Origin of the sequence: Streptomyces sp. NPDC056580, assembly GCF_042793175.1 — a bacterium.
Classification (GTDB): Bacteria; Actinomycetota; Actinomycetes; order Streptomycetales; family Streptomycetaceae; genus Streptomyces.
This window is the reverse complement of the sequence record NZ_JBHTVE010000025.1, coordinates 18,558-33,777: the sequence shown is the minus strand read 5'-3', so window position 1 is coordinate 33,777 and position 15,220 is coordinate 18,558. Positions and strand designations below refer to the sequence as shown.

10 protein-coding genes and 4 tRNA genes are annotated in these 15,220 nt (G+C 71.3%); 9 read left to right on the top strand and 5 right to left on the bottom strand.

Going from position 1 to position 15,220, the window contains the following annotated elements:
- Nucleotides 1-98: 98 nt before the first annotated feature.
- Both ACFQ9Z_RS36455 and ACFQ9Z_RS36450 read right to left on the bottom strand, forming a co-directional pair.
- Complete coding sequence (locus ACFQ9Z_RS36455) at nt 99-2,255, bottom strand: DEAD/DEAH box helicase (protein ID WP_383030288.1); 2,157 nt, start codon at nt 2,253-2,255, stop codon at nt 99-101.
- An 838-nt stretch (nt 2,256-3,093) separates the two neighbouring features.
- Complete coding sequence (locus ACFQ9Z_RS36450) at nt 3,094-3,444, bottom strand: metallopeptidase family protein (RefSeq protein WP_185091318.1); 351 nt, start codon at nt 3,442-3,444, stop codon at nt 3,094-3,096.
- A gap of 83 nt (nt 3,445-3,527) precedes the next feature.
- Between ACFQ9Z_RS36450 and ACFQ9Z_RS36445 the strand changes: the two genes are divergently transcribed.
- From ACFQ9Z_RS36445 to ACFQ9Z_RS36425, 5 genes are all read left to right on the top strand, one after another.
- Nucleotides 3,528-5,081 carry a metallophosphoesterase gene (locus tag ACFQ9Z_RS36445; RefSeq protein WP_383030284.1) on the top strand — a complete coding sequence of 518 codons (1,554 nt, stop codon included), beginning with the start codon at nt 3,528-3,530 and terminating at the stop codon, nt 5,079-5,081.
- 80 nt (nt 5,082-5,161) lie between these two features.
- A tRNA-Glu gene (locus ACFQ9Z_RS36440) sits at nt 5,162-5,234 on the top strand.
- A 36-nt stretch (nt 5,235-5,270) separates the two neighbouring features.
- Nucleotides 5,271-5,345, top strand: a tRNA-Asp gene (locus tag ACFQ9Z_RS36435).
- A 24-nt stretch (nt 5,346-5,369) separates the two neighbouring features.
- A tRNA-Phe gene (locus ACFQ9Z_RS36430) sits at nt 5,370-5,443 on the top strand.
- Nucleotides 5,444-5,584: 141 nt separating this feature from the next.
- Nucleotides 5,585-5,896 (top strand): hypothetical protein, encoded by a 312-nt coding sequence (locus tag ACFQ9Z_RS36425; RefSeq protein WP_383030282.1) that lies wholly within the window; start codon nt 5,585-5,587, stop codon nt 5,894-5,896.
- Nucleotides 5,897-5,911: 15 nt separating this feature from the next.
- On the opposite strand, the gene ACFQ9Z_RS36420 is transcribed toward ACFQ9Z_RS36425, so the two are convergent.
- Nucleotides 5,912-6,952 (bottom strand): ABC transporter permease, encoded by a 1,041-nt coding sequence (locus ACFQ9Z_RS36420; protein WP_383030280.1) that lies wholly within the window; start codon nt 6,950-6,952, stop codon nt 5,912-5,914.
- 128 nt (nt 6,953-7,080) lie between these two features.
- Here ACFQ9Z_RS36420 and hrpA point away from each other — a divergent pair, with 128 nt between their 5' ends.
- The 3 genes from hrpA to ACFQ9Z_RS36405 all read left to right on the top strand — a co-directional run bounded on the left by hrpA (nt 7,081) and on the right by ACFQ9Z_RS36405 (nt 11,655).
- The gene (gene hrpA / locus ACFQ9Z_RS36415; protein ID WP_383030277.1) at nt 7,081-11,025 is read left to right on the top strand and encodes an ATP-dependent RNA helicase HrpA; all 3,945 of its coding nucleotides are present in this window, start codon (nt 7,081-7,083) and stop codon (nt 11,023-11,025) included.
- A 94-nt stretch (nt 11,026-11,119) separates the two neighbouring features.
- Nucleotides 11,120-11,194: transfer RNA gene (locus ACFQ9Z_RS36410), tRNA-Asp, on the top strand.
- A 257-nt stretch (nt 11,195-11,451) separates the two neighbouring features.
- Nucleotides 11,452-11,655 (top strand): DUF6274 family protein, encoded by a 204-nt coding sequence (locus ACFQ9Z_RS36405; RefSeq protein WP_383030275.1) that lies wholly within the window; start codon nt 11,452-11,454, stop codon nt 11,653-11,655.
- Between the two features lie 463 nt (nt 11,656-12,118).
- On the opposite strand, the gene bldC is transcribed toward ACFQ9Z_RS36405, so the two are convergent.
- Together bldC and ACFQ9Z_RS36395 are read right to left on the bottom strand one after the other, a co-directional pair.
- Nucleotides 12,119-12,325, bottom strand: coding sequence for a developmental transcriptional regulator BldC (gene bldC, locus ACFQ9Z_RS36400; protein WP_003949541.1), 207 nt, complete (start codon nt 12,323-12,325; stop codon nt 12,119-12,121).
- A 518-nt stretch (nt 12,326-12,843) separates the two neighbouring features.
- Nucleotides 12,844-13,686 (bottom strand): hypothetical protein, encoded by an 843-nt coding sequence (locus tag ACFQ9Z_RS36395; protein WP_383030272.1) that lies wholly within the window; start codon nt 13,684-13,686, stop codon nt 12,844-12,846.
- 198 nt (nt 13,687-13,884) lie between these two features.
- Here ACFQ9Z_RS36395 and ACFQ9Z_RS36390 point away from each other — a divergent pair, with 198 nt between their 5' ends.
- The gene (locus ACFQ9Z_RS36390) at nt 13,885-14,979 is read left to right on the top strand and encodes a Leu/Phe/Val dehydrogenase (protein ID WP_383030269.1); all 1,095 of its coding nucleotides are present in this window, start codon (nt 13,885-13,887) and stop codon (nt 14,977-14,979) included.
- Nucleotides 14,980-15,220 lie beyond the last annotated feature (241 nt).

The window sequence follows — 15,220 nt, the reverse complement described above, 5'->3', positions numbered from 1 at the left end:
GGCCGACGGGAACGGCCGCGGGCCCCGGGAGGAGTTCCCGGGGCCCGCGGCCGTCGTGCACAGGCGGTGGAGACCGGCGGTCAGCCGGTCATCCGGCCTCAGCCGTTGCGCTTCCAGCGCGGCTTGTCCTCGCGGCGGCCGAAGGAGCCGGTGCCGCGGTGGTCGTCACGACGGCCGTAGGGGCGGTCGTGACCGGCGGACCGGAAGCCCGGACGGTCGTCGCGGCGGTCGCGGTTGAAGGGACGGTCGCTGCCCCGGTGGCCGCTGCGGTCGTCGCGGCGGAAGCCGCCCCGCTCGTCACGGCGGTCGAAGGAACGGCCGCCACGGTCACGGTCGGCGGGACGGCGGTCGTCGCGGCGCTCGAAGCCACGGTCACCCCGGTCGTCACGACGCTCGAAGCCACGGCCACCACGGTCGTCGCGACGCTCGAAACCACGGTCGCGGTCACGGTCGCGGTCGAACGGACGGCGGTCGTCACGACGCTCGAAGCCACGGCCACCACGGTCACCCCGGTCGTCACGACGCTCGAAACCGCGGCCACCACGGTCACCCCGGTCGTCACGACGCTCGAAACCGCGGCCACCGCGCTCGCCCCGGTCGTCACGACGCTCGAAGCCACGACCGCCACGGTCACCCCGGTCGTCACGACGCTCGAAGCCACGGCCACCACGGTCACCGCGCTCGTACGGCGCCGAAGCCGCCGGACGGTCCTCACGCTCGGTCTCGCGCTCCGCCGGCTGCCGCGCGGCGGCCTCGACCACGGCCTCAGCCGCGGCCGCCTGGGCCTCGGCCACCGCGGTCTCCGGGTCCTCGCCACGCTCCCGGGCGACCCGGGCGACGAGGCGGTCGGCCTCCTCGCGCAGTTCGGTGGCCCGGCGCTGGGCGCGCTCGAGCTGCTTGGTGAGCTGGGCCAGCTCGCGCTCGGCCTGCTGGGCCGCGTTGTTCGCGGACTCGGCCTGCACCTCGGTCATCGACCGGGCGCCGGTGATCTCGGCGACCTCGGGGTCGAAGGCGCCGGCGCCCTGGATGATGTGGCGCGCGGCGTCCACGCCCGCGTCCTCCATCAGCCGGAAGATCTGGCGCCGCTGGTGCGGCAGCGACAGGGAGACGACCGTGCCGGTACGGCCCGCGCGGGCGGTACGGCCGGCCCGGTGCAGGTAGTCCTTGTGGTCGCCGGCCGGGTCCACGTTCAGCACCAGGTCGATGCCGTCCACGTGGATGCCGCGCGCCGCGACGTCCGTGGCGACCAGGACGTTGACGTAACCGTCCTTGAAGTCGGCCAGCGTCCGGGTGCGGGCGCCCTGGGTCATGCCGCCGTGCAGCGCGTCGGCCTTCACGCCGGCGTCGCGGAGCTGCTCCGCGACCCGGTCGGCGCCGAGCTGGGTGCGGACGAAGATGATCGTGCGGCCCTTGCGGGAGGCGATGGCGGCCGTGACCGGCGCCTTGTCCTTGGGCTTCACGATGAGGATGTGGTGCGACATGGTCGTCACCGCGCCCTGGGCCGCGTCCACCTCGTGGCTGACCGGGTTGTTCAGGTACCGGTCGACGAGCGTCTTGATCTCGTTCTCCATGGTCGCGGAGAACAGCATCCGCTGGCCGCCCGCCGGGACCTGGTCGAGCAGCTCGGTGACCTCGGGCAGGAAGCCCAGGTCGGACATCTGGTCGGCCTCGTCGAGGACGGCGATCTGGGTGTCCTCGAGGGAGCAGGCGCCGCGGTTGATGATGTCGCGCAGCCGGCCCGGGGTGGCGACGAGGATGTCGACGCCGCGCTCCAGGGCGTAGATCTGGTTGCCCATCGAGGTGCCGCCGCAGACGACCTTCATCTTCAGGCCGAGGACGTCGCCGTACGGCTGGAGGGCCTCGGCCACCTGCATGGCCAGCTCGCGCGTCGGGGTCAGGATGACGGCACGCGGCCTGTGCTTCTGGGTGCGGCCGCCCGCCAGCGTGGCAAGCGTCGGCAGACCGAAGGAGAGGGTCTTGCCGGAGCCGGTGCGGCCACGGCCGAGGATGTCCTTGCCGGCCAGGGCGTCCGGGATGGTCGCGGCCTGGATCGGGAAGGGGGTGGTCACGCCGTTCTGCGCGAGCTTGCGCACGACGCCCTCGGGGAGACCGAGGTCGGAGAAGGTGATCTGGGGGGGCTGGGGGGTGTCAGCGGTCTCGGCGACCTCGGTGATCTCGGTCGTCCCGGCCACGAGTTCGTCGTTGACGTTCTCGTTCTCGGGCATGACGATCTGATCAGTACTGGACACGGACATGCGAATGCGAAACCTTCCGGAGTCTCTTCGGCACGCGCCCGTCAACTCCGTGATTCGCATACGACCGCCTCAATGCGGTCCGCCACGGCAAAGGAGAGTACGCGCCACACGGCGCGCTCTGTGGTGGCGCCGGGCAAATGGGATCAAACGATCTACCACCATACGCACCTACCACCCCCAAAGGCAAACCGAACCCATCGGCACAGGTCAGCGGCACCCCGCCCGCCACACCTCACGCCGGTACCCCCGCGGCGGGCGACGGCACCCGCCGCACCAACTGCGCCCGCGCCTCCTCGTGGGCCGACGCGGACGGCTCCGCCGACGGCGGCTCCGAACTCGGCTCGGGCGGCGTCGACACCGGCGGCTCGGGCGGCGCCGAGGTCACCGGGGGCGACGGCTGGGCCTTGGTCGGCGCCGGATCCCCCGGCTGCGAACTCTTCCCCGGCTCCGCCGGCGCCGACGGCTCACCGTCCTGCCCGGACGGCGACGCCGAGGCCGAGGCCGACTTCCCGGGCTTCGCCTTCCCCCCGTGCTCGTGCTTTCCGTCACCCCCCGAACCGCCGTACCCGAAGCCGCCCCCGCCACCACCCGGAGCACCGTCCGGCGCCCCGCCGTCACGCCGCCCCGCCGAATGCGCGGGACGGGCTCCGCCGTCGTCGTCACCGACGCTCACACATCCCGCGGCCACGGACACCGCCAGCGCCGTGACGGCCAGACGGACGGATACGTAACAGCGGCGCACGGCGGCCACCTCCGGAGGCGGGAAAGGAAGTCAACCTCCCCAACTCCCGCCGCCCGCAAGAGGACACGCACCGCGCCCGAACCGGCTCCGGCCCGCTCACCCGTACCCGAGCGCGTGCAGCCGGGCGTCGTCGATGCCGAAGTGGTGCGCGATCTCGTGCACCACCGTGACCTCCGTCTCGGCGACGACGTCCTCCCGTGACGCGCACATCCGCAGCGTCGGCCCCCGGTACACCGTGATCCGGTCCGGCAGCACCCCCGCGTACCACTCGCCCCGGTCCGTCAGCGGCGTCCCCTCGTACAGCCCGAGCAGCTCCGGATCGTCGGCCGGCGGCTCGTCCTCGACGAACACCGCGACGTTGTCCATCAGCCGCGTCAGCTCCGGTGGAATCCGGTCGAGCGCCTCGGCGACCAGTTCCTCGAACTCCTCGCGCGTCATCTCCAGCACACGGTCATTGTCCGGTACGGAACGGCCCCGGGAGTCAGTCCGGCCGCCGCATATCCGCGCCGGGCGGTGGGCATACGGGCCCAATGGTCCGCGTCCCCCTCGCAGCCCTGACCCGCAGGCTCCACCGCAAGCCCGGCCGCACCCGCGCCGGCGGCCTCCCCGACCTCGAACTCGCCGCCCGCCCCCGCCCCTGGGCCAACGCCCTCGGCCTCACCGCCGTCGTCCTCGTCGGCGCCTGGCTCGGCCTGCTCGTCGTGGGCAACGTACGGGCCCCGGTCGGACCGATGAACACCACCATGGCCCTGCGCCCCTCCCTCTCCGGCGGCACGAAGATCAACGTCTCGCCGCTCGGCGCGCTGACCCTGGACAGCCACGTCGCCCCGGTCCGCCTGGACGTCAACGTCGACCAGCTCGACCCGCTGCGCGCCCAGACCCTCGTCGACCACCCCGAACGCATCTCCGGGCTCCAGGACGAGGTCGCCCGGGACGTCGAGCACGGCACCCTCGACCTGGCCCTGCGCTCCTGCGCCGCCGTCGTCACCGGCGCCACCGCCCTCGGCCTCGCCGTCTACCGCCGCCCCCGCCGCGCCGTCACCGCCGGCGGACTCGCCCTCACCCTGCTCGCGGCCTCCGGGGCCTGCGCCTACGCCACCTGGAACCCCAAGTCCGTACTCGAACCGCGGTTCTCCGGACTGCTGTCCTCGGCGCCGTCCGTGGTCGGCAACGCGCGCAGCATCGTCACCGAGTTCGACGTCTACCAGAAGGAGCTGGCACGCCTGGTCACCAACGTGACCAAGCTCTACGACGTCACCTCCACCCTCCCGGCGTACCAGCCGGACCCGGCCACCCTGCGCGTGCTGCACGTCTCCGACATCCACCTCAACCCGGCGAGCTGGAAGATCATCGCCTCGCTGGTGAAGCAGTACAAGGTCGACGTGATCGTCGACTCCGGCGACACCATGGACCACGGCACGGCGGCCGAGAACGGCTTCCTCGACCCGATCGCCGACCTGGGCGTGCCCTACGTCTGGGTCCGCGGCAACCACGACTCGCGCGCCACCCAGCGCTACCTGGAACGCATGAAGAACGTCCACGTCCTGGACGACGGCCGCGCCCGCACCGTCGCCGGCCTGCGCTTCGCCGGGATCGGCGACCCGCAGTACACCCCCGACCGCTCGGTCGCCACCGGCGGCGACGCGGCCGAACGGCTCGCCGGCGACCGTCTGGCCTCGGCCCTGCGCGACCAGCGGGCGGCCGGCACCCCGGTGGACGTGGCCGTCGCCCACGAACCCGTGGCCGCCCGCGAGACGGACGGCACCGTCCCGCTCGTGCTCTGCGGCCACCTGCACCACGAGGGCACCGAACTGCTGAGGTACGGCACCCGGCTGCGCATGGAGGGCTCGACCGGGGGCAGCGGCCTGCGCGCGGTGGAGGGCAAGTACCCCGACCCCATCGAGGCCTCGATCCTCTACGTCGACCGCGACAGCCGCCGCCTCCAGGCCTGGGACGAGATCAGGCTCGGCGGCCTCGGCCTGACCACGGCGGAGGTCAGCCGCCACCTCCCGCACGAGGTCCTCGACCACCGCCGCCCCGGCACCACCCCCGCCCCGGACACCGCCTCCCCCGCCGCCCCGTAAACCGTTTTGGCGAACCCCGCCGCCATCCCATATGCTTCTCACGTCCCCGACGCGCTGAGAAGCGCCCAGGCGGGCCGATAGCCCTCATCGTCTAGCGGCCTAGGACGCCGCCCTTTCAAGGCGGTAGCACGGGTTCGAATCCCGTTGGGGGCACGCAATACCGTGTGCGACACTGTTGCACGCAAGCTTGGTCCTGTGGAGCAGTTTGGAGTGCTCGCCACCCTGTCAAGGTGGAGGCCGCGGGTTCAAATCCCGTCAGGACCGCTGAGGCTTCCCCGGAAGCCTCGTGGCTGGGTAGCTCAGTTGGTACGAGCGATCGCCTGAAAAGCGATAGGTCGCCGGTTCGACCCCGGCCCCAGCCACAACGAAGGCCCCGATCCCCGGATCGGGGCCTTGTTGCGTTCCGGTCGTCCCGGTCCCCCCGCTCAGCGAGTCGGTGGCGCCGGGCAGCGCGGGGCGCTACGTTCTCGCTGCTGGACAGGGCCGCCGGAACGGGGGAAGAGATGGGCCGGGACGAGGCGCGGGTGGTTCAGGACGTGGAGTTGGAGAAGTACCGGGCCCGGTACGGGCTGCTCGCCGTCGTGGTCAGCAATGTCGCCATCGCCGGGGTCGCCGCCTTCGGGGTGTGGCGGCTGGGCGGGGACAAGGCCGTGATCGTCAGCGTGCTGACCGCCGCGTTCACCGCGGTGAGCAGCGTGACCACCGCCTACCTCGGCATCAAGGCCGTGTCCAACACCGCGCGGTCGATCGCGCTCGGCAACGCTTCAGGCCGGGCCGCAAGGGCGGCGGCGCCCGCCGAACCGCCCGCGTCCTAGGCGGTCCGGTCCCCGTCAGACCGGGCGGCCGCCCGGATGGCGGTGGCGCCAGATCAGGAAGACCGCGACGGAGACGACGGCCCACCCCGCCAGCACCAGGAACGGGTAGGCGTGCTGGTGGCCGCGGAAGTAGACGGCGGTGTGCTGGGCGTTCACCGACGCGCCCGGCGGCAGCCAGCGGCCGACCGTGCCGAGCGGGGAGGGAAGCAGCGGCCAGGAGACGGCGCCGCCGGACGAGGGGTTGCCGAGGAGCACCATCAGCCCCCAGGTGGGCAGCATGGCCCAGCGGCCGACCAGGGTGTTGAACATCGTGAACACCATGCCGCTCGCGAACATCGTCAGGGCCAGGATCAGCCAGGACTCGACGAACGGCAGTTTCAGCGCGCCCAGCAGCCAGTCCACCACCGCGGCGATGGTGAACCCGCCCAGCAGGGAGTAGGCGGCGGTGAAGGCGATGCGCTCCATCGGGTTCAGGGCCCGCGCGTGCACGCTGAGCTGGATGGAGCCGACGAAGCCGATGATCACGGCGGCCAGTGAGATGTAGAAGATGGCGAGGCCGCGCGGGTCGCCCCGCTGGAGGGGCTTGAGGTCGTGCACGGCGACGGTGGTGCCGGTGGCCCTGCTCACCTTCACCGCCGCCTCCGCGAGGAGCTGGGCGACGCCGGCGCCGGACGCCGAGGAGACGTCCAGGGTGATCACCCGGCCGCCGTCGGTCGCCTCGATCACCGCGAACACCCTCTGCTCGTCGACGGCCCGTACCGCGCCGGCCCGGGTGGCGTAGGGCCGCAGCGCCAGGGAGGCGTCCAGGGCCTGCTCCATGCCGTCGATGAAGCGCCGGGCGGCGGGTGCGCCGTGAGGGCCGACGACGGCGGCGGGGATGGTGTGCGGGGTCGGGTTGGCCATCGCGTAGGTGTAGGAGCCGGCGAAGAGCCCGGCGGAGGCGGCGAGGATCAGCAGCAGGACGGTGGCGGGCAGGAAGGGCGACTCGCGGAAGGCGGCCCAGCGCTCGGCCCGGGTGGGCGGCCGGCCGTGGGCGCCGTGCGGCGAATCGGACATGTCGCCCACGCTAGATCATCCCTCGGCCCGGTGGCGGCATGACGGCACCCGCTCGGCACGGGGCCGTACGCGGCCCGCGGGCAAATCGTTCGCCAGGGATTTCCGTGAGGTGAGATCCTGGACCGCGTATGTCTACGCATCCCGCCCCCGCCCTCGGCACCCTCGCCCCCCGTCTGACCGAACTCTCGCTGCGCGACGCGCACCGGATCGGCCGGCGGCTCGAGGGCGCGCGCAAGATCCGTAAGCCGGAGGCCCGCGCCGCCGTCCTCGCCGAGATCGAGGGCGAGGTGGGCAAGGCCGAGGCCCGGATGGACGAGCGGCGCTCCCGGCTGCCCGCGGTCGGCTATCCGGAGCAGCTTCCGGTCAGCCAGAAGAAGGACGACATCGCCGCCGCCATCCGGGACCACCAGGTGGTGATCGTGGCCGGTGAGACGGGTTCGGGCAAGACGACCCAGATCCCGAAGATCTGCCTCGAGCTGGGCCGCGGCGTGCGCGGCATGATCGGGCACACGCAGCCGCGCCGGATCGCCGCCCGCACGGTCGCCGAGCGGGTCGCGGAGGAACTGCGGACGCCGCTCGGGGAGGCCGTCGGCTGGAAGGTGCGTTTCACCGACCAGGTGAACCCGGACGCCACGTTCATCAAGCTGATGACGGACGGCATCCTGCTCGCGGAGATCCAGACGGACCGTGAGCTGCGCGCCTACGACACGATCATCATCGACGAGGCCCACGAGCGGTCCCTGAACATCGACTTCCTGCTGGGGTACCTCGCGCAGCTCCTGCCGCGCAGGCCCGACCTGAAGGTCGTCATCACCTCGGCCACCATCGACCCCGAGCGTTTCTCCCGGCATTTCGGCGACGCGCCGATCGTCGAGGTGAGCGGGCGGACGTATCCGGTGGAGGTGCGTTACCGGCCGCTGCTGGAGGAGGACTCCGACGACGCCGACCGGGACCAGATCACCGCGATCACGGACGCCGTGGAGGAGCTGATGGGGGAGGGGAAGGGCGACATCCTCGTCTTCCTCTCCGGCGAGCGCGAGATCCGGGACACCGCCGACGCCCTCACCCGGAAGAACTACCGGTTCACCGAGATCCTGCCGCTGTACGCGCGGCTGTCGCACGCGGAGCAGCACCGGGTCTTCCAGCCGCACACCGGCCGGCGGATCGTCCTGGCGACGAACGTCGCGGAGACGTCCCTGACGGTGCCGGGGATCAAGTACGTCATCGACCCGGGTTTCGCCCGGATCTCCCGGTACAGCCACCGTACGAAGGTGCAGCGGCTGCCGATCGAGCCGGTGTCGCAGGCGAGCGCCAACCAGCGCAAGGGCCGCTGCGGCCGTACCTCGGACGGCATCTGCGTCCGGCTGTACAGCGAGGAGGACTTCCTCGCGCGGCCGGAGTTCACGGACGCGGAGATCCTGCGGACGAACCTGGCGAGCGTCATCCTGCAGATGACCGCGGCCGGCCTGGGCGACATCGAGAAGTTCCCGTTCATCGATCCGCCGGACCACCGCAACATCCGTGACGGCGTGCAGCTGCTGCAGGAGCTGGGCGCGCTGGACCCGGCCCAGAAGGACCCGCGCAAGCGGCTCACGGACACCGGCCGCAAGCTGGCCCAGCTTCCGGTCGACCCGCGGCTGGCCCGGATGGTGCTGGAGGCGGACCGGAACGGCTGTGTCCGCGAGGTGATGGTCATCGCGGCGGCGCTGTCCATCCAGGACCCGCGCGAGCGCCCGGCGGAGAAGCAGGCCCAGGCGGACCAGCAGCACGCCCGGTTCAAGGACGAGACCAGTGACTTCCTGGCGTACCTGAACCTGTGGCGGTACGTGCGCGAGCAGCAGAAGGAGCGGGGTTCCAGCTCGTTCCGGCGGATGTGCAAGCAGGAGTACCTGAACTTCCTGCGGATCCGCGAGTGGCAGGACATCTACACCCAGCTCCGCACGGTCGCCAAGCAGATGGGCATCCACCTGTCGGAGGAGGACGCCCCGGCCGACCGCGTCCATGTCTCGCTGCTCGCAGGGCTGCTGTCCCACGTCGGGATGAAGGACGTGAAGGACGGAAACAAGAACGAGTACCTGGGCGCCCGCAACGCCAAGTTCGCGATCTTCCCGGGTTCGGCGCTGTTCCGTAAGCAGCCGCGGTTCGTGATGTCGGCCGAGCTGGTGGAGACCAGCCGGCTGTGGGCCCGGGTCAACGCGAGGATCGAGCCGGAGTGGGTGGAGCCGCTGGCCGGCCACCTGCTGAAGCGGACGTACAGCGAGCCGCACTGGGAGAAGGACCAGGCGGCGGTGATGGCGTACGAGAAGGTGACGCTGTACGGCGTGCCGATCGTCGCCCAGCGGAAGGTGAACTACGGCCGGATCGACCCGGAGGTCTCCCGAGAGCTGTTCATCCGCAACGCGCTGGTGGAGGGCGACTGGCGCACGCACCACAAGTTCTTCGCGGACAACCGCAGGCTGCTCAGCGAGGTCGAGGAGCTGGAGCACCGGGCGCGGCGCCGGGACATCGTCGTGGACGACGAGACGCTGTTCGACTTCTACGACCAGCGGGTGCCCGAACACGTGGTGTCCGGCGCCCACTTCGACTCCTGGTGGAAGCGCAAGCGGCAGGAGCAGCCCGAATTCCTCGACTTCGAGCGGGAGATGCTCATCCGGGAGTCGGCGGAGGCGGTCACCAAGGCCGACTACCCGGACACCTGGCGCCAGGGGCCGCTGAAGTTCCGGGTGACGTACCAGTTCGAACCGGGCGCGGACGCGGACGGCGTCACCGTGCACATCCCGTTGCAGGTGCTCAACCAGGTCACCGACGAGGGCTTCGACTGGCAGATCCCGGGGCTGCGGGAGGAGGTGGTGACGGAGCTGATCCGATCCCTGCCCAAGCCGGTCCGCCGCAACTACGTGCCCGCGCCGAACTACGCGAAGGCGTTCCTGGAGAAGGCGGTGCCGCTGCAGGAGCCGCTGACGGTGACGATGGCGCGCGAGCTGCGGCGCATGGTGGGCGTGCCCTTCGACGCGGAGGACTTCGACTGGTCGAAGGTGCCGGACCACCTGCGGATCACCTTCCGCATCGTCGACGAGCGGCGCCGCACGCTCGCCGAGGACAAGGACCTGGAGGCGCTGCGGCTGAGCCTGAAGCCGAAGGCGCGCAAGGCGCTCTCGCAGGCCGCCGCGGCCACCGCGTCCCGGCAGGGCGGGGAGTCCCTGGAGCGCACGGGCCTGACCGACTGGACGATCGGCGCGCTCACCCGGGTCTTCGAGACGCGCCGGGCGGGGCAGCCGGTGAAGGCGTACCCGGCGCTGGTGGACGACGGCGACACGGTCTCGGTGCGGCTGTTCGACACGGAGGCCGAGCAGGCCGAGGCGATGTGGCGGGGCACCCGCCGGCTGATCCTGCGCAACATCCCGGTGAACCCGGCGAAGTTCGCGAGCGACCGGCTGACGAACGCCCAGAAGCTCGCGCTGTCGGCGAATCCGCACGGCTCCGTGCAGGCGCTCTTCGACGACTGCGCGACGGCGGCGGCGGACAAGCTGATCGGGGACTTCGGCGGGCCGGTGTGGGACGAGGAGTCGTACCGGAAGCTCTTCGACAAGGTGCGCGCCGAGATCGTCGACACGACGGTCCGCACGGTCGGGCAGGTGCAGCAGGTGCTGGCCGCCTGGCAGGCCTGTGAGCGCCGCCTGAAGGCCGTTCGCAGCCCCGCGCTGCTGGCGAACCTGACGGACGTCCGCAAGCAGCTCGACGCCCTTGTGAAGCCCGGTTTCGTGACGTGGGCGGGGTTGAGGCGGCTGCCCGACCTGATGCGCTACCTGGTGGCCGCAGACCGGCGCCTGCAGCAGATGCCGACGGGCGTCCAGCGGGACACCACGCGCATGGAGAAGGTCCACGAGATGCAGGACGAGTACGCCTGGCTGCTGGAGCAGCTCCCGCAGGGACGGCCGGTGCCGCAGCACGTGCTGGACATCCGCTGGATGATCGAGGAGCTGCGGGTCAGCTATTTCGCCCACGCGCTGGGCACGGCGTACCCGGTCTCGGACAAGCGGATCGTGAAGGCGATCGACGCCGCGGCGCCGTAACCGGGCGGGCACGGTGGGTGAGTTCGACCAGGGGGCTCACCCTCCTGTACAGTCCTTCTCGCAGCACAGCGCAGCAGCAAGTGCCGCGAAACCTGGTCCTGTGGAGCAGTTTGGAGTGCTCGCCACCCTGTCAAGGTGGAGGCCGCGGGTTCAAATCCCGTCAGGACCGCAAGTGAGAAGGGCCCCGAGAGGGGCCCTTCTTCTTTTGCCGTCGCGCCGGGCTCCCGGTTCGCCGTCGCGCGGGCTCCGGTTGGCCTTCGCGCCCTGCTCCGGCCTGCCGTCACACCCCGCTCCGGCCGTCCCCCGGGCCCCGGACGGCCGCTCTCCGGTCCCCGTGCGGCCGTCCGCGCCCTTGACGGCGTCATCTCGGCTCGGTACCCAGAAGGCAGAGCGCGTTTCCCCGCGTGCGGCCTCTGGAGGTGGCGTATGGCGGCATCGGCCAGGCACGAGACGCGGGCGCTGCTGAGGGCGCATCTGGCGGCCGCGTCGTCCTACGGGCACCTCACCCGCCACTGCCCCGTCTGCCATCGCCTGCTGCGGCTGGTGATGGACGCCGGCCCCTGCTCCGTGGACGCGGACGGGGAGCGGGGCGAGGAGTCCGTCGAGGACGAGCGGCCGCGCAGTGCCTGACCACCGGCCGGCCGCCCCAACACCCTTACGCGCGGGGGGCGTCGGGAGCGTGCCGCTCCATTAGCGCACACAGGATGCAGGCAACAAGCGTCCCGCTGTGTGACGGGAGTCACTGTATGAGTTTCTGAAACAGCAGAACTTACCCCCCTCATACAACAGGTCAATTTAATATGTGCAATTGCACCGCTCCCAGAGGGCCCGCACAGCCGATCCGACAGCCCTCCCCAGAGTCCGACAAGGACGCTCACAACCGCCGCACCGGGCCCGGGCCGGCGCACAAAAAAATCGCGCTGGACCCGGCGGAGTCCAGCGCGATCTACGACGCACCCTGTGGCGCTGCCGACGACGTTCTCTTCGGCCTGGGCGTGGGCCCTGTTGGGGCAGGTCCCGCGTCGCTTGGAGCTAGGGGTTCGGGCGTCGTGGCCAGTTTGGGGAACGGCCGTTTCGCCCGGTATTGAGTTGTTCAGGCCTCGCTGCGCTGCTGCGGGATGCCCGCGAGCAGTGCGCGGACCTCGGCTTCGCGGTAGCGGCGGTGCCCGCCGAGCGTACGGATCGACGTGAGCTTGCCGGCCTTCGCCCACCGCGTGACCGTCTTGGGGTCGACACGGAACATAGTGGCGACCTCAGCCGGGGTCAGCAGCGGCTCGGCATCAGGGGTGCGAGCGGTCATGAGCGGCCTCCTCGGGAGAACCGAACCTTCTCGGTTCTTTCCTCTAAATTCTGCACCTTGACCCGCGTTGCCCGAAATGGTGGACGCGGGTCGAGTCGGTTATAGGACGAACGGCTTGTCCTCGGCACTACAACTACACCATCTGTCCAGCCGCGTCGGCCAAACCGATGGAATTGCCCTCCCAGGTGTTCATCAGCGACGGAAGCCGATGGACCATGCCATAGCGGACAGTCACGCCACTGTGACGATCAGTCACAGCGGCGATCAGGAGTCACCAGACCCCCTATAGCGTGCAATGCGGAGAATCCGCCCACGATGGAGCATAGTTGAGCGGACGGAGCCCTCCCCGGACTCCTTGTCCTATTTTGGCATGAGGGGTGGCAACTTGGGCAAGGCTCTTGTAAGTGCCGTCCATCACCCTTGGGACATAAGCCCGGATCGGGACCAACGTCCCGTCAGGTGATCCAAGTGCCCTGGACCGTACGCCGCCCGGAGCGTTCGGACCGTGACCTGCGTCACTAGTTGGCGGAGCGCCGGTCCCGTACCGCCCGCCACCGCTCCACCAGCCGCCCGTAGGCCTCGCCGGCGGCCGTCCCGTCGCCCTGGCGCAGCGCCTCGATGCCGGCCGCCACGTCCGCCGCAGAGTGGTCGTCCTCCAGCTCGCCGGCCGGCACCGCGTGCACCAGGCCGCCGTAGTCCAGCTCCACGGTCGAGCGCGGGTGGAACTCCTCCAGCCAGCGGCCGACGTCCACCAGGCCGTCGATCAGCGGCCCTTCCCCGATCGTGTCCTTCAGCGTGCGCAGCGCCCGGGCCACCCGCCGCCGGGCCTGCACCATCGGGGTGCGGTAGCGCAGCATCGGCGGCACCTCGCCGGACGCCTTCTCGTAGCGCCGCTCGGCGTCGGCGACCAGCACGAACCAGTTCAGCGGGATCTGCCAGGTCGCGGTGCGGATCCAGGGGCGCGCGTCCGGGTTGCGGTCCAGCCAGCGCTCGTAGTCCTGGGCCGCCTGGCGGCGCACCACCGGCGGCAGCACCGCGTCCAGCACCGGCGGGGGCAGCTCCCCGCCCAGCTCCGCCAGGGCCAGCCAGCCGCGCAGCCGGGTCCGCCAGGGGCAGACGCTGAGCACCCCGTCGGCCTCCAGCACGAAGGCGTCGCCGCTCTCGTGCACCGGGACCGGGACCGGCGGGGTGGGCAGCAAGTCGGCCAGCGACCGGCGCAGTTCGTCCTGGTAGGAGGGCCGGTCCGGGCGCCGGGCGTAGCGGGCCCAGTGGGTGCGCTCGGGCTCCGGGAAGGCGGTCAGCGGCTCGTACACGCGCAGGTACGCGGCATACGGGACGACCACGGAGGACACCTTGGGCACGCCTGCTCCCTCCCCATCGGGCCCGGCTCGAAACCACACCAAATCGTTTCACGGCGATACGTGCGCGAAGAGCCCTCGCGAGTGATCCTGAACACTGCGCGGATGGTGAGGGACCCGAGGCTCTACGCTCATGCCACGGCCCCGCCACCCGTACGGGGCCCGACCCCACTCGCCGCTACTTACTCAGGAGTCACCACAGTGACCGACGTAACCGGCGCGCCTGCTGATGTCCTGCACACCCTGTTCCAGTCGGACCAGGGCGGCCATGAGCAGGTCGTGCTCTGCCAGGACCGCGCCAGCGGCCTCAAGGCCGTGATCGCCATCCACTCCACCGCCCTGGGCCCGGCCCTCGGCGGTACGCGCTTCTACCCCTACGCCACCGAGGCCGAGGCCGTCGCCGACGCCCTCAACCTCGCGCGCGGGATGTCGTACAAGAACGCCATGGCCGGTCTGGACCACGGCGGCGGCAAGGCCGTGATCATCGGCGACCCCGAGCGCGACAAGACCGAGGAGCTGCTGCTCGCCTACGGTCGCATGGTCGCCTCGCTCGGTGGCCGCTACGTCACCGCGTGCGACGTCGGCACGTACGTCGCCGACATGGACGTCGTGGCCCGCGAGTGCCGCTGGACCACCGGCCGCTCCCCCGAGAACGGCGGCGCCGGCGACTCCTCCGTGCTCACCGCCTTCGGCGTCTACCAGGGCATGCGCGCCTCCGCCCAGCACCTGTGGGGCGACCCCGTGCTGCGCGGCCGCAAGGTCGGCGTCGCGGGCGTCGGCAAGGTCGGCCACCACCTGGTCGGGCACCTGCTGGAGGAGGGCGCCGAGGTCGTGATCACGGACGTGCGCGCCGAGGCCGTCCAGCGCGTCCTCGACCAGCACCCCTCGGTGACGGCGGTCGCCGACACCGAGGCGCTGATCCGCGTCGAGGGGCTGGACATCTACGCGCCCTGCGCCCTCGGCGGCGCCCTGAACGACCTCTCCGTGCCGGTGCTCACCGCCAAGGTGGTCTGCGGCGCGGCCAACAACCAGCTCGCCCACCCGGGTGTGGAGAAGGACCTCGCCGACCGCGGGATCCTCTACGCGCCGGACTACGTGGTGAACGCCGGCGGGGTCATCCAGGTGGCGGACGAGCTGCACGGGTTCGACTTCGACCGGTGCAAGGCCAAGGCGGCGAAGATCTTCGACACCACTCTGTCGATCTTCGCACGTGCGAAGGAGGACGGGATCCCGCCGGCCGCCGCGGCCGACCGGATCGCCGAGCAGCGCATGGCCGAGGCCCGCGCCTCCCGCTGACCCGCCCCGCGACGAGCCGCCGGCGACGCGACCGGACGTCCGGTCGCACAGGTGAGCGGTACCCGCCGACGGGAACTTCGAGAGAACTCTCACTTCCGTCGGCGGGTCGTACCCCGATAAGTGGTTAAAATCGCCACTGACCAGCGAGGACGGGGCACCTCGCGGGTCCTGTGCACACGCGCGTGCTGCGGGCGACGTACCGTATGGGCGCGGGCTCAGGTACCGTGGAAGCCCTACGGAC

Bases quoted from the DNA above. Each gene is read 5' to 3' on its own strand.
- ACFQ9Z_RS36455 (WP_383030288.1), bottom strand. From the start codon at position 2,255: ATGTCCGTGTCCAGTACTGATCAGATCGTCATGCCCGAGAACGAGAAC.
- ACFQ9Z_RS36445 (WP_383030284.1), top strand. From the start codon at position 3,528: ATGGTCCGCGTCCCCCTCGCAGCCCTGACCCGCAGGCTCCACCGCAAG.
- ACFQ9Z_RS36425 (WP_383030282.1), top strand. From the start codon at position 5,585: ATGGGCCGGGACGAGGCGCGGGTGGTTCAGGACGTGGAGTTGGAGAAG.
- ACFQ9Z_RS36420 (WP_383030280.1), bottom strand. From the start codon at position 6,952: ATGTCCGATTCGCCGCACGGCGCCCACGGCCGGCCGCCCACCCGGGCC.
- hrpA (WP_383030277.1), top strand. From the start codon at position 7,081: ATGTCTACGCATCCCGCCCCCGCCCTCGGCACCCTCGCCCCCCGTCTG.
- ACFQ9Z_RS36405 (WP_383030275.1), top strand. From the start codon at position 11,452: ATGGCGGCATCGGCCAGGCACGAGACGCGGGCGCTGCTGAGGGCGCAT.
- bldC (WP_003949541.1), bottom strand. From the start codon at position 12,325: ATGACCGCTCGCACCCCTGATGCCGAGCCGCTGCTGACCCCGGCTGAG.